Origin of the sequence: Cryobacterium serini, assembly GCF_004404025.1 — a bacterium.
Taxonomy (GTDB): domain Bacteria; phylum Actinomycetota; class Actinomycetes; order Actinomycetales; family Microbacteriaceae; genus Cryobacterium; species Cryobacterium serini.
The window spans coordinates 123,241-145,398 of record NZ_SOHN01000010.1 but is presented as its reverse complement, the minus strand read 5'-3'; the positions used below and the strand labels follow the sequence as shown (position 1 = coordinate 145,398).

Annotated in this window: 21 protein-coding genes; 18 read left to right on the top strand and 3 right to left on the bottom strand. The window is 64.7% G+C overall.

Going from position 1 to position 22,158, the window contains the following annotated elements; genetic code table 11:
- Nucleotides 1-57: 57 nt before the first annotated feature.
- From E3T51_RS08860 to E3T51_RS08845, 4 genes are all read left to right on the top strand, one after another.
- The gene (locus E3T51_RS08860) at nt 58-513 is read left to right on the top strand and encodes a hypothetical protein (protein WP_104192275.1); all 456 of its coding nucleotides are present in this window, start codon (nt 58-60) and stop codon (nt 511-513) included.
- Complete coding sequence (locus tag E3T51_RS08855; RefSeq protein WP_134529529.1) at nt 510-1,457, top strand: bifunctional riboflavin kinase/FAD synthetase; 948 nt, start codon at nt 510-512, stop codon at nt 1,455-1,457. Before E3T51_RS08860 ends, E3T51_RS08855 begins: the two co-directional genes overlap by 4 nt.
- A 91-nt stretch (nt 1,458-1,548) precedes the next feature.
- Nucleotides 1,549-2,202 carry a ScbR family autoregulator-binding transcription factor gene (locus tag E3T51_RS08850; protein ID WP_104192277.1) on the top strand — a complete coding sequence of 218 codons (654 nt, stop codon included), beginning with the start codon at nt 1,549-1,551 and terminating at the stop codon, nt 2,200-2,202.
- Nucleotides 2,203-2,211: 9 nt separating this feature from the next.
- Entirely contained in the window at nt 2,212-3,435 is a 1,224-nt protein-coding gene (locus tag E3T51_RS08845; RefSeq protein WP_241989239.1) for an MFS transporter, read from the top strand.
- Nucleotides 3,436-3,437: 2 nt separating this feature from the next.
- Here E3T51_RS08845 and E3T51_RS08840 read toward each other — a convergent pair whose 3' ends face one another.
- Nucleotides 3,438-4,382 carry an ROK family protein gene (locus E3T51_RS08840; RefSeq protein WP_134529528.1) on the bottom strand — a complete coding sequence of 315 codons (945 nt, stop codon included), beginning with the start codon at nt 4,380-4,382 and terminating at the stop codon, nt 3,438-3,440.
- Between the two features lie 137 nt (nt 4,383-4,519).
- Between E3T51_RS08840 and E3T51_RS08835 the strand changes: the two genes are divergently transcribed.
- The 9 genes from E3T51_RS08835 (at nt 4,520) to E3T51_RS08795 (ending at nt 15,254) form a co-directional block, all read left to right on the top strand.
- Complete coding sequence (locus tag E3T51_RS08835; RefSeq protein WP_134529527.1) at nt 4,520-5,476, top strand: sugar-binding transcriptional regulator; 957 nt, start codon at nt 4,520-4,522, stop codon at nt 5,474-5,476.
- Nucleotides 5,473-6,504: a deoxyribose-phosphate aldolase gene (deoC, locus tag E3T51_RS08830; protein ID WP_134529526.1), complete on the top strand. Its 1,032-nt coding sequence runs from the start codon at nt 5,473-5,475 to the stop codon at nt 6,502-6,504. The genes E3T51_RS08835 and deoC overlap by 4 nt, the downstream gene beginning before the upstream one ends.
- A 9-nt stretch (nt 6,505-6,513) precedes the next feature.
- Nucleotides 6,514-8,061, top strand: a complete 1,548-nt coding sequence (locus E3T51_RS08825; protein ID WP_134529525.1) for an aldehyde dehydrogenase family protein — start codon at nt 6,514-6,516, stop codon at nt 8,059-8,061.
- Nucleotides 8,058-8,921, top strand: a complete 864-nt coding sequence (locus E3T51_RS08820; RefSeq protein WP_134529524.1) for an aldehyde dehydrogenase family protein — start codon at nt 8,058-8,060, stop codon at nt 8,919-8,921. The genes E3T51_RS08825 and E3T51_RS08820 overlap by 4 nt, the downstream gene beginning before the upstream one ends.
- A gap of 72 nt (nt 8,922-8,993) precedes the next feature.
- Entirely contained in the window at nt 8,994-10,514 is a 1,521-nt protein-coding gene (locus E3T51_RS08815; protein WP_134529523.1) for an SDR family oxidoreductase, read from the top strand.
- Between the two features lie 86 nt (nt 10,515-10,600).
- Nucleotides 10,601-11,161: a GDSL-type esterase/lipase family protein gene (locus tag E3T51_RS08810; RefSeq protein ID WP_134529522.1), complete on the top strand. Its 561-nt coding sequence runs from the start codon at nt 10,601-10,603 to the stop codon at nt 11,159-11,161.
- Between the two features lie 216 nt (nt 11,162-11,377).
- Nucleotides 11,378-11,713 carry a DUF6804 family protein gene (locus E3T51_RS08805; RefSeq protein WP_241989238.1) on the top strand — a complete coding sequence of 112 codons (336 nt, stop codon included), beginning with the start codon at nt 11,378-11,380 and terminating at the stop codon, nt 11,711-11,713.
- Nucleotides 11,714-12,033: 320 nt separating this feature from the next.
- The gene (locus E3T51_RS08800) at nt 12,034-14,220 is read left to right on the top strand and encodes a DEAD/DEAH box helicase (RefSeq protein ID WP_134529520.1); all 2,187 of its coding nucleotides are present in this window, start codon (nt 12,034-12,036) and stop codon (nt 14,218-14,220) included.
- A gap of 5 nt (nt 14,221-14,225) precedes the next feature.
- Nucleotides 14,226-15,254: a 6-phosphofructokinase gene (locus E3T51_RS08795; RefSeq protein ID WP_134529519.1), complete on the top strand. Its 1,029-nt coding sequence runs from the start codon at nt 14,226-14,228 to the stop codon at nt 15,252-15,254.
- 24 nt (nt 15,255-15,278) lie between these two features.
- Here the strand turns inward: E3T51_RS08795 and E3T51_RS08790 are convergent, their stop codons facing one another.
- Entirely contained in the window at nt 15,279-15,533 is a 255-nt protein-coding gene (locus E3T51_RS08790; RefSeq protein ID WP_104192288.1) for a mycoredoxin, read from the bottom strand.
- A gap of 73 nt (nt 15,534-15,606) precedes the next feature.
- On the opposite strand from E3T51_RS08790, the gene E3T51_RS08785 reads away from it, so the two are divergent.
- Genes E3T51_RS08785 through E3T51_RS08775 form a run of 3 tightly spaced genes read left to right on the top strand, consistent with a single transcriptional unit; the run spans nt 15,607 to nt 17,607 of the window.
- Entirely contained in the window at nt 15,607-16,080 is a 474-nt protein-coding gene (locus tag E3T51_RS08785; protein ID WP_134529518.1) for an 8-oxo-dGTP diphosphatase, read from the top strand.
- Nucleotides 16,073-17,278, top strand: coding sequence for an inorganic phosphate transporter (locus tag E3T51_RS08780; RefSeq protein ID WP_241989237.1), 1,206 nt, complete (start codon nt 16,073-16,075; stop codon nt 17,276-17,278). The genes E3T51_RS08785 and E3T51_RS08780 overlap by 8 nt, the downstream gene beginning before the upstream one ends.
- Nucleotides 17,275-17,607: a peptidase gene (locus E3T51_RS08775; protein ID WP_134529516.1), complete on the top strand. Its 333-nt coding sequence runs from the start codon at nt 17,275-17,277 to the stop codon at nt 17,605-17,607. The genes E3T51_RS08780 and E3T51_RS08775 overlap by 4 nt, the downstream gene beginning before the upstream one ends.
- Nucleotides 17,608-17,645: 38 nt before the next feature.
- On the opposite strand, the gene E3T51_RS08770 is transcribed toward E3T51_RS08775, so the two are convergent.
- A complete protein-coding gene (locus E3T51_RS08770; protein WP_134529515.1) occupies nt 17,646-18,923 on the bottom strand; it encodes a uracil-xanthine permease family protein in 1,278 nt (425 codons plus the stop codon).
- A gap of 81 nt (nt 18,924-19,004) precedes the next feature.
- On the opposite strand from E3T51_RS08770, the gene E3T51_RS08765 reads away from it, so the two are divergent.
- Complete coding sequence (locus E3T51_RS08765) at nt 19,005-20,555, top strand: carboxylesterase/lipase family protein (RefSeq protein ID WP_134529514.1); 1,551 nt, start codon at nt 19,005-19,007, stop codon at nt 20,553-20,555.
- Between the two features lie 66 nt (nt 20,556-20,621).
- Complete coding sequence (locus E3T51_RS08760; protein WP_104192294.1) at nt 20,622-22,106, top strand: NCS2 family permease; 1,485 nt, start codon at nt 20,622-20,624, stop codon at nt 22,104-22,106.
- Nucleotides 22,107-22,158 lie beyond the last annotated feature (52 nt).

Genomic DNA, 22,158 nt, shown 5'->3' with positions numbered 1-22,158 from the left:
GGTTCCGGGTTCGCTGCGGATGCTGCAATAATTACTGAACCAGATGAATGCCGAGCAATGACAAAATCCGAGACCACAGAGTCCGCCCCCTCCCGCCGGGTGAGTGGCATTGGCCGACTCCTCATTGCCGTCTATGGGGTGCTGGCCCTCGCGGCCACCGGGCGTTCCTTCGTTCAGATTGCCTCCGAGTTCGTGGATGCCCCGCTCGCATACTCACTGTCGGCCCTCGCCGCTGTCGTCTACATCGTTGCGACGGTTGCACTGATCAAGCGCAGTCCGCGCTGGTATCGCATTGCCTGGATCACGATCAGCTTCGAACTGCTCGGCGTGCTCGTTGTCGGAACGTTGAGCCTGGTCGACCCTGCATTGTTCCAACATAAAACGGTCTGGTCGGTCTTTGGTCGGGGCTACGGCTTCGTTCCCCTCGTGCTGCCACTTCTGGGCATGTGGTGGCTCAGACGCCACCCGGTGTCGGTGGTCGCGGGCCGGGCGCTGCCCGAGGGGCGCGCATGAAAACCCTGTACGGTGTCGACTCGGTACCGAGCGCCTGGCCCGCCTCGGCCGTGAGCATCGGCAAGTTCGACGGTGTGCACGCCGGGCACCGGGCGGTGATCGCCGAGCTCAAGGCCATCGCCGACCGTGAACAACTCTCGACCGTCGTTGTCACGTTTGACCGGAATCCGCTCGCCCTGCTCTCTCCAGCCACCTGCCCGAGCACGTTGGTCAGCGCAGAGCAGAAACTCAACCTGATCGCCGAGACCGGGGTCGATGCAACGTTGCTGCTCGAGTTCAACCACGCTCTGTCCAGCCTTCCGCCTCGTGAATTCATCGAACGCATTCTGGTGACGGCGCTGCACGCCCGGTTTGTGCTGGTCGGTCGTGACTTTCGCTTTGGGGCGTCGGGCGCTGGCGATGTCGCCCTGCTCCGTGACCTCGGCACCGAGTTCGGCTACGAGGTGCGCCTGATTGACGATGTGAAGCCCGACGGGCATCGCCGAGTGTCATCTACCTGGATCCGCGAGTTGCTCGGCAGCGGCGCGGTGACCGAGGCCGGCCGGTTGCTCGGCCACCTGCCAACCGTGCGCGGCATCGTCGTGCACGGTGCCGCGCGCGGCCGCGAGCTGGGATTTCCCACCGCCAACCTGTCGGCCGACTCCGACGGACTGATCCCCGCCGACGGCGTCTATGCCGGCTGGCTGAGCGATGCCGGATCACGCTACCCGGCAGCCATTTCGGTGGGCAATAATCCCACCTTCGACGGCGTGGCCCAGAAGCAGGTCGAAGCGTACGTGCTCGACGAGGTCGATCTAGACCTCTACGACCACGTCGTGGATGTATCGTTCGTAGAACGTATTCGCGGCATGGTCGCTTACTCGGGCATCGATCCGCTGATCGAGCAGATCCGCGATGACGTTGCGCGGGTTCGAGTGATTCTGGGCCGCGAAAGCTCGCGCTAATCGCCGGGTGAGCGTGCTGACGGCTTCGGGGTCATTCCCGGGGCAGTTTGCCCGGGTACGCTGGGCAGACCAATATTTTCCTGGGGGCTCCATGTCACAACAAGCACGAGCAATAGAAACGCGGGCGGCGATAATCCGCGGCGCCGCGGAAGCTTTTGAGCAGCGCGGGTACGGAAGTACGTCACTCGCGCAGGTGAGTGCTGCCGCGGGGGTGACCAAAGGAGCACTGTACTTTCACTTCGACTCCAAGGAGGCCCTCGCGGTCGCCATAATCGAAGCTCAGCACGAGAAATCGGTCAATGCCGGTCGTCAGCTGCTCGACGACAACATGCCGGGCCTCCGTGCCCTCGTTTCCATGTCCTATGAGCTGGCTCGCCAACTACGCGATGATCAGGTCGTCAGCGCCGGTGTGCGCCTGACCATCGAGGCCGTGAATTTCTCGACGCCGGTGTCCGCGCCCTACCGGGACTGGATGGTCACCTGCGAGCAATTTTTGCGGCAGGGGATTGCCGACGGAGACGTAGCGCCAACGGTCGACGTGCCGGCCGCGGCACGGTTTTTCACTGCTGGTTTCACGGGGGTGCAGGTGGTCTCGGACGTGCTGACCGGGCGCAGCGACATCGACCAGCGTTTGAGCGAAATGTGGGCGTTGATACTGCCCGGCCTTGTTGCTCCCGAACGCTGGGACGACCTGAAGGATCTGGCCGCGGACGTGCAGCGGCAGCGCGCCGCGGCTCTCCCGTAGACTATGTAAGTGAATATCGCCGTGTCCCGCCGACTGTGGCCGGGACGCGGCCTTGCCCTCCTGGGCATAATCCTGGTCGCCGCGAACCTGCGCACCGCCGTCGCCGCCCTCTCGCCGATCGTGGCCGAAATCAACGTCGACATCCCACTCGGTTCGGTGTCGCTCGGAGTGCTCGGCATGCTTCCTCCGGTGTGCTTCGCCCTGTTCGGCATCTTCACCCCCATGATCACCCGGCGCCACGGCCTCGAAACACCCCTCGTGCTCGCCCTCGTCGCGATCCTGCTCGGTCACGTCACCCGCGGCCTGTCCGGCTCGATCACCATGCTCATCATCGGCAGCGTCATCGCGTTCGCCGGGCTCGGCATCGGCAATGTACTGCTGCCTCCTCTGGTCAAGAAGTACTTCCCCGACCGTGTCGGGCTCGTGACAAGCCTCTACGTAACAGTGGTGTCCCTGAGTACCCTGGTACCGCCACTGATCGCGGTTCCGGTAGCGGATGCCGCCGGCTGGCGCATCTCGCTGGGTATGTGGATGCTCCTCGCCCTCCTCGCCCTGGTGCCCTGGATCACCATGCTGGTGCGGCACCGCGCACGAACGCCCGGCCCGATCGTTGACGAGGCCGACGCCACCATTCTCGGGCGCCTCTGGAAGTCGTCAATCGCCTGGGCCCTCGCGGGGGTGTTCGCGGTCTCGTCGCTCAACGCCTACGCCATGTTCGCTTGGCTGCCGCAACTGCTCGTCGACACCGCCGGGGTGAGTCCCGCCCAGGCAGGAACGCTGCTGGCGGTGTATGCCAGCATGGGCATCCCGTGCGCACTGATCATTCCGGCTCTCACCGCGCGCATGACCAATGTCGGGCCGCTCGTCTACGTCGGCGTGTTCGCGTTTGTCGCCGGTGACCTCGGGCTGCTGTTGGCACCGGAGACCCTGACCTGGCTCTGGGTCAGTCTCGCCGGCCTCGGGCCACTGTTCTTTCCCCTCGCGCTCGTGCTCATCAACCTGCGCACCCGCACTCACGCCGGTGCAGTGGCCCTAAGCAGCTTCGTGCAGAGCATCGGGTACACCCTGGGAGCGCTCGGGCCGCTGGTCTTCGGTCTGTTGCATGAACTCAGCGGCGGGTGGACCTGGCCGCTTACTTTTCTGCTGGCTACCGCGTTGGCCATCATCATCGCCGGCGCGGTGATCGGTCGTCCGCACATGCTGGAGGACGATTTGACCCGTCCCACTGATTGAGTTCAGGGCACAAGCTCGGCGCGGTGGATCAGTGCCGCGGCGCCGATCAGCGGGCCGTCGCCTGACAAAGCAGACGGTAGCACTCGCACCCGGGTCGCATAGGCGAACTGCACCCGCCGGGCGATCGTTTCCCGTGCGAAATCGAGCAGGTCGGGCGTGACATTGGCGAAGCCACCACCGATAGTGACCACGTCGAGATCGAGCAGTGTCGCTGCGGAGGCAATGGCCTGACCGAGCGCGCGGCCGCTGCGCGTTACGGCAGCGATAGCAGTCGGGTCGGCGGTTGAGTAGGCCTCCGCGAGGTCTTCTCCCGACTCGCCAGTGAATCCCCGCGTCCGTGCCCAGGCGACAGTTTTCGGTCCTGACGCGATTGCTTCGATGCAGCCGACGCCGCCGCAGGCGCACGGATCGTCAAAGCCGCCGACCTCGATGTGGCCGATATGGCCGGCATTTCCGGTTGGCCCCGACACGGTGACCCCACCGAGAATCAGGCCGCCGCCGATGCCGGTCGAAACGATCATGCCCATCAGGTTGTCGACGCCTTTTCCTGCTCCCACCCAGTGTTCGGCAAGTGTGATGCAGAGCCCGTCCATACGCAAACGCACCGGCAGATCGGGAACGAGGGCGACGATGAGGTCTTTGAGGGGATATTCGCGCCAGACCGGAAGGTTTAACGGTGACACCGCCCCCTGCTGCAGGTGAATCGGCCCGGCACAGCCGATACCAACTCCAACCAGGTCCGCACCGGTGGGCAGGCTCAAGCGGGTTTGGCGTACCGCAGTTGTGAGCGCGACGGCGAGTTCTTCACTCGAAGCGCGCGCCCCGGTTGCAGCGCGGTGCCGACTGGAAGCGAGCACCACGCCGCGGTCGTCGACGAGGGCGGATTCGACCTTGGTACCCCCCACATCGACGGCGAGAACGAACCGGGGCGCTGCAGGGCTGCTCATGTATTTATCGTACTGGGCGCGATCGTGGCCGTTTTCAGGGCCGAAATGTGCTCAGATGAGCAATAATATCCACAGGTGTTGATTCGCTCGGCGGACCGCCCTAAGCTGGCGTCAAACGATTGGACCGCGACCCCTACATGAGCGATACCGACGAACTCCTCTCTATCCGCGCTGCCGAGCTCTATTACGAAGAGAATCAGACGCAGGACGAGATCGGCGTGATTTTGCGCCTGACCCGCTGGAAGGTCGGCCGGTTGCTGGCAAGCGCGAAGGCAAACGGGTTCATCCGCATCGAGATCGTGCACCCGCGCGCGCGCCGCCTGCCGATCGAGCGGCGACTCCGCGAATCGACCGGCCTCACCGATGCGATCGTCGTTTCCTCCGCGGGGGTGTCGAGCGAAGCCGAACTGCAGTCGCGCACCGCTCAGGCCGCCGCGGACTATCTCACGAGCCTGCGCCCGATTCCGCGCACCCTCGGCATCAGCTGGGGTCGTACCCTGCACGACGTGTCTCTGCACCTGAAGGAGGGCTGGGCGCCGGGGGTGAATGTGGTTCAGATCAACGGTGGCGTCAGCCTGAACCAACGCACCGGCACCGCGGCATCCACTGCCGTGACCATCGCCCACAAAGCCGATGGCTCGGCCACCCTGCTGCCAAGCCCCGCCATCTTCGAACGCCTCGAAACCAAGCAGGCGATGGAAGCCGACCGCACCGTCGCCGGGGTACTCGCCCTGGGCCGCAACGCGCAGGCCTACCTCTTCAGCGCCGGCCAGGCAGATGCGAATTCCGCCCTCGTTGATAGTGGTTACCTGAGCGTGGAACAGATCGACGACCTCGTCGCGCGCGGCGCCGTCGGCGACGTAGTTGGCCGCTATATCGATGCAAACGGCCGCATCGTCGACCCCGAACTCAATGAACGAACGGTCGGTATTCAGATCGACCAGTTGCGCCGCGCCCCGCTCACCATCGCAGTCATCTCCGGAAACAAAAAGCATGCCATCGCCCGCGCCGTCGTGCGCAACGGGCTGTGCACCGTGCTGGTGACCGACGAAGACACCGCGAACGCTCTGCTCCAGGAAAAGGACACCCCATGACCCAAAGCCCTCTGGCCACCTACCAGCCTGACCAGCGTGCCCTCGCGTTGATCGGCGGGGAGGCCACGGACACCAACCTGCGCCGGTACCTGCAGGGCATCCCCGGAATCGACGCCGTCGGCCTTGAAGCCCGCGCCGCCGACCTCGGCACCCGTTCGATCAAGACCAGTTCCAAACGCTGGGCGATCGACACCATCATCGGCCTAATCGACCTCACCACACTTGAGGGCGCCGACACGCCAGGCAAGGTGCGCTCGCTCGTGGCCAAGGCCCTTGTGCCCGACCCTGGCGACCCTGGCACACCCCGTGTCGCAGCGGTCTGCGTCTACGGCGACATGGTCGGTGCTGCGGTCACGGCGCTCGGCTCAGCCCACGCGGCGGCCGGTGAAACCGAGGGCAGCGGTGTTCAGGGGGTACGCGTCGCAGCGGTCGCGACCGCCTTCCCGAGCGGCCGCGCTTCCCTCGCGGTCAAACTCGCCGATGTGCGCGACGCGGTAGCGGCCGGCGCCGACGAAATCGACATGGTCATCGACCGTGGAGCGTTCCTGGCCGGCCGGTTCGGCCAGGTCTACGACGAGATCGTCGCCGTGAAAGAGGCCTGCCGCCGCGCCGACGGGTCGATGGCCCACCTCAAGGTGATTCTCGAGACCGGCGAACTGAACACCTACGACAACGTGCGCCGGGCCAGCTGGCTGGCCATCCTGGCCGGAGGAGACTTCATCAAGACCTCCACCGGCAAGGTCGCCCCGGCCGCGACGCTGCCCGTGACGCTGTCGATGCTCGAGGTCGTTCGGGACTGGCACCGTCTCACCGGCGTGCGCATCGGTGTGAAGCCGGCCGGCGGCATCCGCACCTCCAAAGACGCCATCAAATACCTTGTGACGGTCGCCGAAACGGTGGGGGAGGAGTGGCTGACGCCGCACCTGTTCCGGTTCGGCGCCTCCAGCCTGCTGAACGACGTGCTGCTGCAGCGCCAGAAGATGACGACCGGTCACTACTCCGGCCCCGACTACGTGACGATTGATTAGGGAACGACCATGAAATTTCTTGACTACGCCCCGGCCCCCGAGTCGCAGGCCCTGCTGAGCCTCAAAAGCGATTACGGTCTGTTCATCAACGGCGACTTCACGGCCGGCCGCGGAACCCCGTTTCAGACCATCAACCCGGCCACCGAGCAGCAGATCGCGGTGATCGCCACCGCCAATGAAGCGGATGTCGACGACGCCGTCGCCGCCGCCCGCCACGCCTACGACGGGGTCTGGTCCCGGCTCTCCGGCAGCGACCGCGGCAAGTACCTGTTTCGTATCGCCCGCCTGGTGCAGGAACGCGCCCGCGAACTGGCCGTCGCGGAAACCCTCGACAACGGCAAGCCGATCAAGGAAACCCGCGACGTCGACATTCCCCTCGTCGCGGCCTGGTTCTTCTACTACGCCGGCTGGGCAGACAAGCTTGACCACGCGGGAGTTGGACCGAACCCAGCCTCCCTCGGCGTCGCCGCCCAGGTCATTCCGTGGAATTTTCCGCTCATGATGCTGGCCTGGAAGATTGCCCCTGCGCTTGCCGCTGGCAACACCGTCGTGCTCAAGCCTGCCGAAACCACCTCGCTCACCGCGCTGCTGTTCGCCGAGATCCTGCAGCAGGCCGACCTGCCGGCCGGCGTCGTGAACATCATCACCGGCGACGGAAGCACGGGAGCGACCCTCGTCAACCACCCGGGCGTGAACAAGGTCGCGTTCACCGGTTCGACCGCGGTCGGCCGGGCCATTGCCCGTTCCGTCGCCGGAACCGACAAAAAGCTCAGCCTCGAACTCGGCGGCAAGGGTGCCAACATTGTTTTCGATGACGCCCCGATCGACCAGGCCGTCGAGGGAATCGTGCGCGGCATCTTCTTCAACCAGGGCCATGTCTGCTGCGCCGGCAGTCGCCTGCTGGTGCAGGAAAGCATCCACGACGACGTCATCGACCGGCTCAAGCGCCGGATGCAGACGCTTCGGCTGGGCGATCCCCTCGATAAGAACACCGACATCGGCGCCATCAACAGTGCCGAACAGCTCGCTCGCATTCGTGAGCTGTCCGACCTCGGAGAGCAGGAGGGCGCCGAACGTTGGAGCGCCGATTGTGTCATCCCCGAAAACGGGTTCTGGTTCGCGCCGACCATTTTCACGAACGTCTCGACCAGCCACCGCATTGCCCGTGACGAGATCTTCGGCCCGGTGCTTTCCGTGCTCACCTTCCGCACCCCGGCTGAGGCCATCGCAAAGGCGAACAACACCCCCTACGGCCTCTCGGCCGGAATCTGGAGCGATAAGGGCAGCCGCATTCTCGCCGTCGCCGACAAGCTGCGTGCCGGCGTGATTTGGGCGAACACCTTTAACCAGTTCGACCCGTCGAGTCCTTTCGGCGGCTATAAGGAGAGCGGCTATGGCCGCGAAGGAGGCCGCCACGGCCTTGCCGCGTACCTGAAGCCGGCCGTGCGCACCGGCTCGCGGTCGATCGCCGCCGCCGACCACCGGACGCTGTCCGTTTCCAAGAAGTCCGCATCCGCCGGCAAGAAGTCCGCATCCGCAGAGAAGGCCGCCAAGTGAACCGCCTCGCCATTCCTAAAACGTACAAGCTCTACATCGGCGGTAAGTTTCCACGCAGCGAATCGGGCCGCGTCTACGAGGTGCTCTCGCACACGGGCGACTTTCTCGCTAACGCCGCCAAAGGCAGCCGCAAGGATGCCCGTGACGCGGTCGTCGCCGCCCGGAGCGCGCTCGGCGGCTGGGCCGGCGCCACGGCCTACAACCGCGGCCAGGTGCTGTACCGCATCGCCGAACTGCTCGAGGGCCGCCGGGCGCAGTTCATCGCCGAAATTATGAGCTGCGAGGGCGTCAACGCCGCCGTCGCGAGCGCTCAGGTCGACGAGGCCATCGATCGCTGGGTCTGGTACGCCGGCTGGGCCGACAAATACGTGCAGGTCGCCGGCAACGCCAACCCGGTTTCCGGCCCGTTCTTCAACCTTTCCGTACCCGAACCGACGGGTGTCGTCGCGATCATCGCGCCGCAGGGCACCGAATCCCTGCTCGGTCTGGTCAGCGCGATCGCGCCAGCCCTCGTCGCCGGCAACACCGTCGTCGTCGTCGCCAACGAGATCGCTCCGCTCTCAGCGATCAGCCTGGCCGAGGTGCTCGCCACGAGCGACGTACCCGGCGGTGTCGTCAATATCGTCACCGGTTCACCGACCGAGATCGCGCCCTGGCTGGCCACCCATGCCGACGTCAACGCCCTCGACCTCGTCGGTGCCGGCGACCTCGACTGGGTGGAGCTGCAGATCAGCGCCGCCGACACGCTCAAGCGGGTGCTCCCGCCCGAGACCGGCGCGGATGCTGCCGCACCGGCATTGAATCGCATCCTTGCCTTCACCGAAGTGAAGACGGTGTGGCACACCAAAGCTATTCTCTGACCTGCCACGCTCTGACCCGGTTCGGGGCATCCACTCAGGGCCGGGCCAGCGGGACGCGATAAACTCCGCCCCATGACCTTACGCAGAGCACTTGTCACGGGCGCTACGGGCTACATCGGCGGACGCCTCGTTCCCAAACTCTTGGAGGCCGGCTTCACGGTGCGGGTGCTCGTGCGCACGCCGTCCAAACTGCGCGATGTGCCCTGGGTCGATCAGGTGGAGGTCGTGCAGGGTGACCTCGGCGACCTGACCTCGGTGCGGCGCGCCTGCGCCGACATCGACGTGCTCTACTACCTCGTGCACTCTATGGGCGCGGCCGGTGACTTCGAGGAAACCGAGCACCTGGCAGCCGAGAACGTCGCCCACGCTGCGGCCGAAGCCAACGTTCAGCGCATCGTCTACCTCGGCGGTCTGCACCCCGACACCGACACGCTCTCGGCCCACCTGCACTCCCGCAGGGAGGTTGGTCGCATCCTGCTCGACAGCGGGGTACCGACCATCGCGTTCCAGGCCGGCGTCGTCATCGGTTCCGGCTCGACCTCGTTCGAGATGATCCGCCACCTTACCGACGTGCTGCCATACATGCCAGCGCCCAAGTGGGTACGCAACAAGATCCAGCCGATCGCCGTGCGCGACGTGCTGTACTACCTGCAGGCCGCGGCCAACCTGGCGCCCGACGTGAACCGCACGTTCGACATCGGCGGCCCCGATGTGCTGCGCTACGGCCAGATGATGAACGGTTACGCCCTCGAGGCCGGCCTCAAACAGCGGGCGATCGCCGCGCTGCCCGTGCTGACACCGTGGCTGGCGTCGCAGTGGGTGAACCTGGTCACGCCGATTCCGCGCAATCTCGCCATCCCCATCATCGCCTCGCTGCAATACGACTGCGTCGTGCACGAGAGCGACATCGACGAGTACATCCCCAAGCCGGAGGGCGGGCTCACCGGCTATCGACGGGCGGTGCGCCTGGCGCTTGGCCGCATGCGTAACGGTGACGTCGAGACCAGCTGGCGTAACTCGTCGATCGAGGGTGCGTCGAGCAACCCGCTGCCCAGTGACCCGGACTGGTCCGGCCACGCCTTCTACACCGACCTGCGTGAAAAGACGACCCCCGCAGCGCCCGAGGCACTGTGGCGAGTGATTGAGAGCATTGGTGGCGAAAACGGGTGGTACTCCTTTCCGCTCGCCTGGGCGGTGCGCGGCCTGATGGACAAGGCGGTGGGCGGTGTAGGACTGCGCCGCGGCCGCCGCAACCCCGACCACCTGCACACGGGTGAAGTACTCGACTTCTGGCGCGTCGAGCAGATCGATCACGGCAGCTTCCTGAGGTTGCGCGCCGAGATGCGGGTACCCGGGCGGGCCTGGCTGGAAATGAGCGTCACCCCGACGGATGCCGGCGGCTCGCTCTACCGGCAGCGCGCAGTGTTCTTTCCCCGCGGCCTCGGCGGTCGGCTGTATTGGGCGGCGATCCTGCCGTTCCATGGCATCATCTTTGAGGGCATGGCCACCCGCATCACGGCGACGGCCGCGGCGGAACGCGAAACCAAGGCGGAGTATCCGCTCGGGACGGTGTCGCGCTCTCAGGACGCCTGATCCGGGGGTAGAACGTGCGTATACTCTGAGAATTCTGGTCGCTCGACCCGATTCGAGGCATGATGGTCTACGAGTAGGAGGTCACTGTGTCAGTTTCTCTCGCCTTTTTGGGTGACGGCCTCGTGTCGGGCGGTCAGTGGGATGAATGGTTTCCCGAGCATGTCGTGCACAATCTGGCGGCGAGCGGCAACTCCACCGACGAGGTGCTTTTGCAGCTTGATCAGGTTATAGAACTGCGGCCCAATGCCATCGTGATCGGGGTAGGAACCAATGATCTCGGCTGGCGCAGGTCCGACGAATACGTTGTGCGCAACCTGGAAACCATTCTGCACACGCTACGGCGCGCTCTGCCGGACACTCGCATCATGGTGCAGTCCGTTCTGCCTCGTGACCGGGCTTTTGCCGCGACAATCCGCTCCATCAATCGTCATATCTGGCAGTACGCTCCCACCCAGCACGTGCAATACCTCGATCTCTGGCCAGCCCTCGCCCTGCCTGACGGCGAACTCGACCCTGTTCTGGGCATCGACCGCCTGCACCTAAACCCAGCCGGTTACGCTGCCTGGCTGGCCGAGTTGAAGCCGGGGCTGGAGATGTTGTTTGAACGCCCGCCATCGACGACGTCGATTCCCATTCAGCACGCCTGAAGACCCAGCACGCAAGCCAGGCAGCGGCCAGCTGCGCGCTCGGTAGAATAGATCCATGTTTTGCTCTGCCCGCCCCGCACATATCCTCACTCTCTCTGTCAGCTCCCCTCCGGCGGCCGCGACAGCATCGTGCCTGGGAAGCTCCTTGCGTTCCGGCAGTGGCTTCTCTGGCAGCGATTGGTCCAGCAGGGGCAGTGGCGTCTGATGGGACGTGTAATGGGCACCCCAGCCGCACCGACATTCACCCGCGCGGCTCTCGCGCCGGGCCTTTTGGGAGCCATCGTTCTGCTCGCCGGACTGGCGCTTCTTGACGATGAGAGTTTCATCATCATCCGTTACGCGGTCAGCATTCTGGCCCTTATTATCTGTGTCTTCGTGATTCAGGCGCGTTCCTGGTACTGGCTGGTCGGTCTCGTTCCGATGGCCGTACTGTGGAACCCGGTCGTCATTATTGACCTCAGCGGTCAGGGCTGGGTTTCGGCACAATTCATCGCGGCGATCATTTTCATTGTGGTCGGTCTGCGCACTAAAGTGCCGGTTCGCAAGGACTGAACGTCGGGCGTAGACTACTACCGCGTTGAGAGAACTCGGGTCAGGTCTCTACTGTGCGCTCGTATGCGGTGGAAGTTTTTCGTAAAATCAATGTTTTGACATCGTTGATTTGATGGCACCGGCGCTGCGACAGCATCCGCTTGACTTTGGGTCTGGCGTCAGATCGTGACCCGTGCCGCGTTTGGTGAATCGAATGTTTCTGCACACCATAAAACGATTTGCGCAAACGCAGCGTTCCGGTAAGACCAAAATGACCGTGACCGGAACGCATGGACAGGTACAGCCGGTACCCGTACCGTGCTGCTTCGAAGTGGAGAACAATGGCTTATACCCGCACCGATGCCTCGGGCAGCCGGAACAACCTCGGTCGTAACGGAGTCACCCGCAATCGGGCTCATCCGCGCTCCCGCGACGACGACGCCCCGATCATTCCGATTCTCGCGCGTAAGGTGCGAGAGGTCGAAGCCAAGGCGCAGTCCGGCACCAAGCTCGGGCCAACCAATCGCACGAAATACCAGGTCATAGCCCTGTTGATGCGTGAAGAACGGGCCAGGGTCAAAAGCGATAAGGAACTCTCCGACGCCAACCGAGCAGAGTTGCTCAAACGCCTCGACGGGATTGCGCAAATTCTGGCCAAGACTGCCGCCAGAGACACCAGCCTGATTACGCTGCTTGAACCCGATGCCGGCGTCTCCACCGTGGCCCAGCGGTTTCGGCGCGATTGGCTGCTCGAATCCGGTGCCGAGCTCAGCCCCGACGAACTCATCATTACCCGCGAGCCCGAGGCGGCACCGGTCGTGCTGCAAAACCAGGTCATTCCCCAATCGGTGAAAGCCAGGCAGCTCGCCAACCCGTTCCTCGCCCCTGACTTCAGCGCCGCCGCTCAGCCGGTCGTGCACCCGCGTCGGCTCGCCAATTGGGAACTGCTCGGCCCGTTGTTCAAGTCATTCGAGTACGGGTCGGGCGGCCAGGCGGCCAGCATGGACATGCCGGAGGAACCTCGCCGCGATCGGCTCTCGCCGGGTGGCATGGAACTTATGCGACACCAGGCCCGATTCATCGAAAGCGCCCGACTCGGGCACCGCAGTTACCTGCTCGCCGACGAGCCGGGCCTCGGCAAAACTGCGCAGAGCCTGCTGGCGGCATCCGTTGCCAATGCGTACCCACTACTGGCCATCGTACCCAACGTGGTCAAGATGAACTGGGCTCGGGAAGTAGAACTGTGGACGCCGAACCGGCGGGCAACGGTCATTCACGGCGACGGCGATAGCCTCGACGCTTTCGCCGATGTGGTTGTCGTCAACTATGACGTTCTCGACCGGCACCTGGCCTGGCTTGGCACGCTCGGGTTCAAGGGCATGGTAGTTGACGAGGCGCACTTCATCAAAAATCTGTCGTCCCAGCGGTCCAAACATGTGCTCTCGCTCGCAGACCAGATTCGTCGCAAGACCCCGGGCGGTAACCCGTTGCTGATGGCGCTCACCGGAACCCCCCTCATCAACGACGTTGATGATTTTCGCGCCATCTGGCAGTTCCTCGGCTGGATCGACGGCGACAAACCGGCACCCGCGCTGCTGAAACGCCTGGAGGAGACCGGCCTGACCCCGGCCGACATGGGCTTCTATAAGGAAGCCCGAGCCGCCGTCATCGACATGGGCATCGTGCGTCGCCGCAAGGTGGACGTAGCCGCCGATCTGCCAGCCAAGCGCATCGCCGACCTGCCAGTGGAACTCGACGACGACCTCGGCCGATCGATCCGACAGGCCGAGCGCGAACTCGGTGCCCGCCTGGTCACCCGGTACCACGCGCTCGTGGCCGCCAGGCATGCCGGCTCGGGCGGCCCGGCTGTTCCCGACGAAGACCAGCGGGATGCTTACGTTCGCGCCGTCGCCCACGCCGAACTCGAAGATTCCAAAGGCCAGACCACCGGCGAAAACGTGTTCACGATGGTGCGCAAAATCGGCCAGGCCAAGGCGGGGCTTGCAGCGGATTACGCCGCGCAACTGGCGCGTTCGGTGGGCAAGGTGGTGTTCTTCGCCAAGCATATTGACGTCATGGACACAGCGGAGGAGACTTTCGCCAAGCGCGACCTGAAAACAGTCTCGCTGCGCGGGGATCAGAGTGCAGTGGCCCGCCAGGCTGCGATCGACTCCTTCAACAACGATCCTGATGTCGCCATCGCGGTGTGCTCGCTGACGGCGGCCGGGGTCGGAGTCAACCTGCAGGCCGCGTCGAACGTCGTGCTGGCCGAACTGAGCTGGACCGCGGCCGAGCAGACCCAGGCTATTGACCGGGTGCATCGCATCGGTCAGGATGAGCCGGTCACGGCCTGGCGCATCATTGCAGCGCACACCATCGACGCACGCATTGCCGATCTGATCGGCAGCAAGGAAGGTCTCGCCGCTCGCGCCCTTGACGGTTCCCAAGCGGAGTACTCGACCACCGATTCGGTGCAGGCGAGTGCTCTTATCTACCTGCTCACCCAGGCCCTCGACGGAAAGCTGTAGACCGCATGAAGATCGGTATTCTCACCAGCGGCGGCGACTGCCCCGGACTGAACGCGGTTATTCGCGGCGCCGTGCTCAAGGGTGTGCGCACGCACGACTTTGAGTTCGTCGGAATTCGCAATGGTTGGCGCGGACTCGTGCAGAACGAGTTCATGCCTCTCGACCGCCACAGTGTGCGAGGCCTGTCCCGTCAGGGGGGGACCATCCTCGGCAGTTCCCGCACCAACCCGTTTGAGGGTGAGAATGGCGGCCCGGGGAATATCCAGCGCACTCTCGACGCCAGCGGGATCGACGCCGTGATCGCCATCGGCGGTGAGGGCACGCTGACCGCCGCGCACCGCCTTACCGAGGCCGGCCTCAACATTGTCGGGGTGCCCAAAACCATCGACAACGACCTCGAGGCCACCGATTATTCCTTCGGTTTCAACACCGCTGTCGAAATTGCCACCGAGGCGATCGACCGTCTGCGCACCACCGCCGAGTCGCACGGCCGCTGCATGGTTGTCGAAGTCATGGGACGCCACGTCGGCTGGATCGCGCTGCACTCCGGGATGGCCGGCGGTGCCCACGCTATTCTCATTCCCGAGCAGCCTAAGTCGATCGATCAGATCTGCGCCTGGGTGGAGCATGTGCGTGACCGCGGCCGAGCCCCGGTCATCGTTGTTTCAGAAGGCTTTCTGCTCGCCGGCATGGAGGAGGCGCACTCCACCAAGGGGCTCGACGCTTTTCACCGGCCCCGCCTCGGCGGAATCAGCGAGGTCATCGCCCCGCTCATCGAGGAACGCACCGGCATCGAAAGCCGGGCGACGGTCCTGGGCCATACCCAGCGTGGCGGAGCCCCGTCGGCCTACGACCGAGTGCTCGCCACCCGGCTTGGAATGGCAGCGATCGACGCGATCCGCAACGAGCAGTGGGGTTCAATGGTGTCCCTGCGCGGCACCGAGATCGATGTCGTGAGCATCGCCTCAGCCACCATCGGCCTCAAGCGGGTCTCACCGGCCCGTTATGACGAGGCTTCTGTACTGTTCGGCTAGGCCTGGTCGAGTGGGCCGGTCAGGTCAGGCCAGTTTGGCTTGCACCTGGGCCAGCGAGGGGTTGGTCGCGGCCGATCCATCGGGGTACAGAATGGTCGGCACGGTCTGGTTGCCGTTGTTGAGGCTCATCACGAGTTCCGGCGTACCGTCAACTCGCTCAATGTTCACCTCGGTGTAGCCGATTCCGGCGGTGTCGAGCTGCTTCTTCAATCGTTTGCAGTAACCGCACCAGTCGGTTGTGAACATGGTGATGGTTCCGGTAGCGGGTACAAAGTCCATAAACGCAGCCTATCCGAGCTGCCCGTGAATTCACTCCGCACGGTCGCTTGTGAACGCGCATTAAGATATAGCAATGACTTTGCCCCAGGTATGCGTGTGCTATCTCACTCGGCTATCTCCCGAAGGCGACCGGCAGGTACTGCTGGGGCGCAAGAAGAAAGGCCTCGGAGTGGGCAACATAGTCGGCCTCGGCGGCAAGCTCGAAATCGGTGAGACCGCAGTGGATGCGGCCGTGCGCGAAATCGAGGAGGAATCCGGACTGGTTGTGTCAGCATCCGCTCTGACCGAACTTGGGTTTCTCACATACCTGTTTCCACACCGCGAAGAGTGGAGCCAGGAGTCGACCGTGTTCGTCTGCGACGAGTGGTCGGGAACCCCGCGGGAATCGAACGAGTTGAACCCGGTCTGGTTTGACATCGCCAGCCTGCCGGTGGACGACATGTGGGACGATGCCCGGCATTGGCTGCCGGGAGTGCTGGCCGGGGTGCCGGTGCGCGCCACGTTCACCTTCGGTGCTGACCTGGAAAGCGTCGTGGCTCGTGCCTGAATTCAGCCTCATCATTGTGCTGGTCATCGCGCTGGCGCTCATCTTTGACTTCACCAACGGTTTTCACGACACGGCCAACGCCATGGCCACCCCGATCGCAACCGGCGCAATGAAGCCCAAGGTCGCCGTCGGTGTCGCCGCCATTCTCAACCTGGTCGGGGCCTTTCTCTCCACAGAGGTCGCGCGCACCGTGTCGGGCGGCATTATCAAGGAGGGGAACGGGGGTGTGCTGATCACCCCTGAGCTCATCTTTGCCGGCCTGATCGGCGCGATCGTGTGGAACCTGGTCACCTGGTTGATGGGTCTGCCATCGAGCTCGAGCCACGCACTGTTTGGTGGACTGATTGGCGCTACGGTCATTGGCGTTGGCACCCAGGCCGTTGACTACAATGTCGTGGCCGCCAAGGTCATTCTGCCCGCGCTGATCGCACCGCTGATCGCCGGAGGAGTGGCGCTCCTGGCCACTCGTCTGGCCTACCGAATAACGCGGCGAGATGTGGGCAAGCCAGACGGCCGCGGCGGCTTTCGTTACGCCCAGATATTCTCCTCCTCGCTCGTCGCCCTCGCGCACGGCACCAACGATGCCCAGAAAACGATGGGAGTGATCACCCTCACCCTCATCGCCGGCGGGTTTCAAGCCGTCGGCAGCGGGCCCACTTTCTGGGTCATCGCCGCCTGCGCCCTCGCCATTGCCATTGGCACGTACACGGGGGGCTGGCGCATCATCCGCACCATGGGCACCGGACTGACCGAGATCAAGCCGGCCCAGGGTTTTGCCGCCGAAACCAGCACCGCCGCTACGATCCTCGCCTCCAGCCACCTCGGATTCGCTCTCTCCACCACCCAGGTTGCCTCGGGTTCCGTGATCGGCTCCGGCCTCGGCCGCCGGGGCTCCACCATTCGTTGGGGAATGGCCGGACGCATCGCACTCGGCTGGGTCATGACCCTGCCGGCCTCGGCCATCATGGGCGCGTTCGCGGCGGGACTCGCGCTGATCGGACCGATCGGCATCGTGCTCGACATGGTAATTGGAACGATCGTGATTATGGCCCTGTTTCGCTGGTCGCGTCGCAACCGCGTGACCCACCACACGCTGCTCAATGACATTGACGATGCCGGACGGGTAGTCAGCATCAAGAAGACGCCGCGCCGGCCCGCGCGTCTCGGCCGTGGCGAACGCAGGAAGGTGTCACTGTGATCGACTGGAGCGCATTTCTCGTCGTCACGGCCGCGTCGTTGTTCTCAGCGGCCGTGCTCGTGAGCCTGTACTCGCTGGGACTGCGCCTACTCACCACGGCCGGCCGCATTCCGCTGGTGGAGCCGCACGAATTCACCGGCGCGATCACCGTGCTGAGCCCGGAGAAGGCCGCGAAGCAGCTCAAGCGAGCCCGCAAGGCCGCCGCGGCCAACCCGCTCACCCCCGCGCTGAAGTCGCTGGCTCTGTTGGCAGGCTACGCCTGCTTCGTGCTCTGCGGCATTGCAGTGCTCTACGGTGTCTACCTGATCCTGCCCGCCCTGCACCGGTAGCCCCGCGCGGCGTCCCGGTCATCCGCTTTCCTGTCGGGTCAGGCGGTCTTGCGAATGCGGCCGAGCCAGGTCATCAGGTGATAGATCACAATCGCCGCGACCGTGCCGAGGGCGATGCCGTTAAAGCTCAGGGCGCCGGCATTGAGGGTGAAGTCGGCGATGCCGATGATCAGCGCGGTCGCGGCGGTAAACTGGTTGACCGGCTTGGAGAAGTCGACCTTGTTGTCCAACCAGATCTTGACGCCGATGACCCCGATCAGTCCGTAGAGCGCGGTGGTGACACCGCCGAGCACGCCATCGGGGATCGTGAAGATGATCGCACCGATTTTGGGGGAGAGGCCGAGCAGAATAGCCACGATTCCCGCGACCCAGTAGGCCGCCGTGGAGTAGATACGTGTCGCGGCCATAACGCCGATGTTCTCGCCGTAGGTCGTGGTCCCGCTGCCGCCGCCAAAACCGGCGAGCATGGTGGCCAGACCGTCGGCGAGCAGGGCTCGCCCGGTGAGTTGGTTCACCTTCGCATCCGTCATCTGGGCCACACCTTTAATGTGACCGACGTTCTCAGCAATAAGCACGAGCACGACGGGGAGAAAGGCTGGCAGCACCCCGAGCACGGCCGCCGGGTTCTCCAAGGGGTTGGCCGGCGCGGTGAACGGCGGCAGTCCGATCCAGGCAGCGTCTGCAACGCGGCTGAAGTCCACCTCACCGAAGAACACCGCGGCAACGTAGCCCACGAGCACTCCGAGAAAGATTGAGAGCCGGCCGAGGATGCCGCGAAACAGCACAGTGCACAGGATCACTGCGATGAGCGTGATGAGCGCGGTGAGCGGTGCCTTATCGAAATTAGCCTTGGCCACCGGGGCCAGGTTGAAGCCGATCAGGGCGACGATCGCGCCCGACACGATCGGTGGCATCAGCCGGTCGATCCAACCGGTCCCGGTGAGCTGCACGATGACGCCGACGAGGGCGAGCAGTACCCCGACGGCCATGATGCCGAACAGGGCGCTGCCCATGCCGGCCGAAGCCGTTGCCGCGGTAATCGGCGCGATGAACGCAAACGACGACCCGAGGTAACTGGGCAGCTTGTTGCCGGTGATCAGCAAAAACAGCAGCGTGCCCACGCCAGAGAACAGCAGGGTTGTGCTCGGCGGAAAGTCGGTGAGCAGGGGCACCAGAAAGGTCGCGCCGAACATGGCGACGACATGCTGCGAGCCGATGCCGATGGTCAACGGCCAGCTGAGCCGCTCGCTAGGGCCGACGACCGCCTGCGCCTCCACGGTTTTTCCGTCACCGTGCAGGGTCCAGGGCAGTGCCATGTGCGTTCTCGTTTCATTTGGTGCGGTATCTGTTTCGAGCGTAGTCGCAGCCGGTCAGCACCGCGGAATAGACTCGAGCGCATGAGCCAGCTCGCTGATCCGACCACCGTGCAGGGTCTGGAAGTGCGGGTGTCCGGTGGTTTGCTCCGCGGAGTTCGTGAACGCGGCGTCGTGGCCTGGCGCGGCATCCCCTATGCGGCCGCCCCGGTCGGCGATCTGCGCTTTCGAGCACCGCAGCCGGCGCCGCCCTGGCACGGCGTGCGTGACGCGAGCGCGTGGGGACTGATTGCCCCGCAGAGCCACAAGGGCCAGTTTCGCGGCGCCCACCCGCGCATCCCGCAGGGGGAGGACTGCCTCAACCTCAACGTGATCGCACCCGACGAACGGATTACCCTCGCACAACTCCGACCGGTGATGCTGTTCATCCACGGCGGCGCCTACAGCGTCGGCTCCAGCCGCGAAGTTCCGCGGCAAGGGGAGGGACTGGTGCGGCGGGGCGGCATCATCTACGTCAGCCTGAACTACCGGCTGGGGGCTCTCGGGTATCTGGACTTTTCTCGATTTGGTTCGCCGGAGCATCCGTTTGAGAGCAACCTGGGCCTGCGGGACCAGGTCGCCGCCCTGCAGTGGGTGCACGACAACATTCAGGCCTTCGGCGGTGATCCGGAAGCGGTCACCCTGTTCGGCGAGTCGGCCGGCGGCAACGCAGTCACCACGCTGATGACCGTGCCAAGCGCGACCGGTCTGTTCCACCGGGCGATCGCGCAGAGCGCCCCACCGAACGCGGTCTACCCGAGTGATATCACCGCACGCTGGGCCGGCGAATTCGTGGACAGCCTGATCGAAGCGCCCGGCCCCCACAGCAGCGCCGACGCGGCCCGCCTGTTGCTCGCCGCCGACCCTGCACTCCTCGCGGCCGCCACGACCGCACTGACCGTGCGCACGCCAGACCAGGACCCGGGCACGATTCCCCTCTGCCCGGTCATCGACGGTGATTTTCTGCCGGAGCGGCCGCTGGACGCCTTCCGGGACGGTCGGGCCGCGCGCATCCCGCTGATCATTGGCACCAACGCGCGTGAGGGCTCGTTGTTCAGCGGACGCATCGATATTCTCGCCACGACGCCCGCGCGCATCCGCGCAATCTTTAAAAAGACCAAGAAGAAGGCGAAGAAGGCACTTAAAGCGCAGTATCCGGGCATTCCCGCGCTGCGGGCGGCTCTGGATTTTGGCGGCGACTACTCGTTCTGGTATCCGAGCGTCAAGGTCGGCGAACGACACTCCAGGTACGCGCCGGTGTACTTCTACCGTTTCGAGGCCGCTCCACGGCTGCTGCGGCTGATGGGCCTCGATGCCACCCACGGCCTCGAACTCTTTCCGTTGTTTGACCGCCTCGACGGCTGGTTTGGCCGCGGTATGACGGCCCTCGGCGGGCGCCGCACCTTTCAGGGCATCGCGACACGGATGCAGGGCTGGTGGCTTGGCTTCGTGCACGGCGGCGTGCCATCGGCCGATTGGCCTCTCTACGACGAAACCACGCGCGCGACGCTCATCATCGATCGGATTGACCAGGTCGAGATGGATCCGCACCGGGAACGGCGACTGGCCTGGGGACGGTTCGTGCCACACGTTTGAGTCGCGCGCCTGGCCTGGTCGTAGAATGGAACCTTGCATTAAGAGCCACGGCACCGGGAGCACACCATTTCGAGCACTGAAACACCGACCACCGCTGCTTCGCCGCAGCCGGCGCCGCGTGGCCTGAAAGCCCGCGTCGACGCCTACTTCGAGATCACCAGGCGCGGCTCCACCTGGTCCCGCGAATTTCGAGGCGGAGTCGTCACCTTCGTGACGATGGCCTACATCGTTATCTTGAACCCGCTTATTCTCGGCGGGTTCAGTGCCGACCAGGCCGCCGTCGACGTGGCGGGTGGCTGGCTTCCCAACGAGCAGGTCGCCGCCGTGACCGCACTGACCGCCGGCGTCATGACGATTCTATTCGGCGTCATCGCCCGCCTGCCCTACGGCTTCGCCGCCGGGCTCGGCATCAACTCGTTCCTCGCCGTGAGCGTCGTCGGCCAGGTCACCTGGGCCGAAGCGATGGGCCTCGTCGTCATCAACGGTCTGATCATCGTGCTGCTCGCTTCGACCGGCCTGCGTGAACTTATCTTCAACGCCATCCCGCGCCCCCTGAAAATCGCCATCACGGTCGGCATCGGCCTGTTCATCGCGTTCATCGGCCTGGTCGATTCCGGTTTCGTCCGAACCAGTGGCGCGAATTCACCGCCGGTGCAGCTCGGGGATGCCGGATCCATCGCCACCCTGCCGACAGCGGTCTTCGTGATCGGGCTCATCATCATGGGCGTCCTGCTGGCCCGCAAAGTCAAGGCCGCGCTGCTGATCGGCATCGTCGCGACCACCGTCATTGCCGTGATCCTCGAAGCCATCTTCAAGGTTGGCCCGTCATTCGGCACCAACCCGGCCGGCTGGAACCTGAACGCACCCGTGCTGCCGACGAGCGTCGTTGCCCTGCCCGACCTCGGTTTGATCGGCCAGGTCTCTTTCGGTGCATTCGAGCGCATCGGCATGCTGGCCGCCGTGATGCTCGTCTTCACGCTCGTTTTCACGAACTTCTTCGACGCCATGGGCACCATGACCGGCCTGGCCAGCGAGGCCGGCCTGGCCGACAAGGACGGCAAGTTTCCGCGGTTGAAATCCGCGCTGATCGTCGAGGGCATCGGAGCCGTCGCCGGCGGTGTGACGAGCGCCTCATCGAACACCGTCTTCATCGAATCGGGGGCCGGGATCGGAGAGGGAGCGCGCACGGGCGCGGCCAACGTGATCACCGGCATCCTCTTTCTGGCCGCCATGTTCTTCACCCCGCTCACGCAGATAGTGCCGCTCGAGGTGGCGGCCGCAGCGCTCGTGATCGTTGGAGCGCTCATGGTGTCACAGATTCGCCACCTGGACTTCACCGAGTTCTCCAGCACACTGCCGATATTTCTGACCATCATCGTGATGCCGCTGACCTACTCGATCGCCAACGGTATCGGCGCCGGGTTCATCAGTTGGGTGCTCGTGCGCAGTCTCTCGGGCAAGGCACGGGAGATCAGTCCGCTGTTGTGGGTCGTCGCCCTCGGCTTTGTACTCTTCTTCGTGCGTGGTCCGGTCGAGGCACTGATCGGCTGAGCCACGCGGCGAATGGATGTCGCGGCTCGCGCCGCCGAGATTCGCCCGCTCA

Excerpts from the sequence above, each read along its gene's own strand:
- E3T51_RS08860 (WP_104192275.1), top strand. The coding sequence starts at position 58 with ATGACAAAATCCGAGACCACAGAGTCCGCCCCCTCCCGCCGGGTGAGT.
- E3T51_RS08855 (WP_134529529.1), top strand. The coding sequence starts at position 510 with ATGAAAACCCTGTACGGTGTCGACTCGGTACCGAGCGCCTGGCCCGCC.
- E3T51_RS08850 (WP_104192277.1), top strand. The coding sequence starts at position 1,549 with ATGTCACAACAAGCACGAGCAATAGAAACGCGGGCGGCGATAATCCGC.
- E3T51_RS08840 (WP_134529528.1), bottom strand. The coding sequence starts at position 4,382 with ATGAGCAGCCCTGCAGCGCCCCGGTTCGTTCTCGCCGTCGATGTGGGG.
- E3T51_RS08835 (WP_134529527.1), top strand. The coding sequence starts at position 4,520 with ATGAGCGATACCGACGAACTCCTCTCTATCCGCGCTGCCGAGCTCTAT.
- deoC (WP_134529526.1), top strand. The coding sequence starts at position 5,473 with ATGACCCAAAGCCCTCTGGCCACCTACCAGCCTGACCAGCGTGCCCTC.
- E3T51_RS08825 (WP_134529525.1), top strand. The coding sequence starts at position 6,514 with ATGAAATTTCTTGACTACGCCCCGGCCCCCGAGTCGCAGGCCCTGCTG.
- E3T51_RS08815 (WP_134529523.1), top strand. The coding sequence starts at position 8,994 with ATGACCTTACGCAGAGCACTTGTCACGGGCGCTACGGGCTACATCGGC.
- E3T51_RS08805 (WP_241989238.1), top strand. The coding sequence starts at position 11,378 with ATGGGCACCCCAGCCGCACCGACATTCACCCGCGCGGCTCTCGCGCCG.
- E3T51_RS08800 (WP_134529520.1), top strand. The coding sequence starts at position 12,034 with ATGGCTTATACCCGCACCGATGCCTCGGGCAGCCGGAACAACCTCGGT.
- E3T51_RS08795 (WP_134529519.1), top strand. The coding sequence starts at position 14,226 with ATGAAGATCGGTATTCTCACCAGCGGCGGCGACTGCCCCGGACTGAAC.
- E3T51_RS08790 (WP_104192288.1), bottom strand. The coding sequence starts at position 15,533 with ATGGACTTTGTACCCGCTACCGGAACCATCACCATGTTCACAACCGAC.
- E3T51_RS08785 (WP_134529518.1), top strand. The coding sequence starts at position 15,607 with ATGACTTTGCCCCAGGTATGCGTGTGCTATCTCACTCGGCTATCTCCC.
- E3T51_RS08770 (WP_134529515.1), bottom strand. The coding sequence starts at position 18,923 with ATGGCACTGCCCTGGACCCTGCACGGTGACGGAAAAACCGTGGAGGCG.
- E3T51_RS08765 (WP_134529514.1), top strand. The coding sequence starts at position 19,005 with ATGAGCCAGCTCGCTGATCCGACCACCGTGCAGGGTCTGGAAGTGCGG.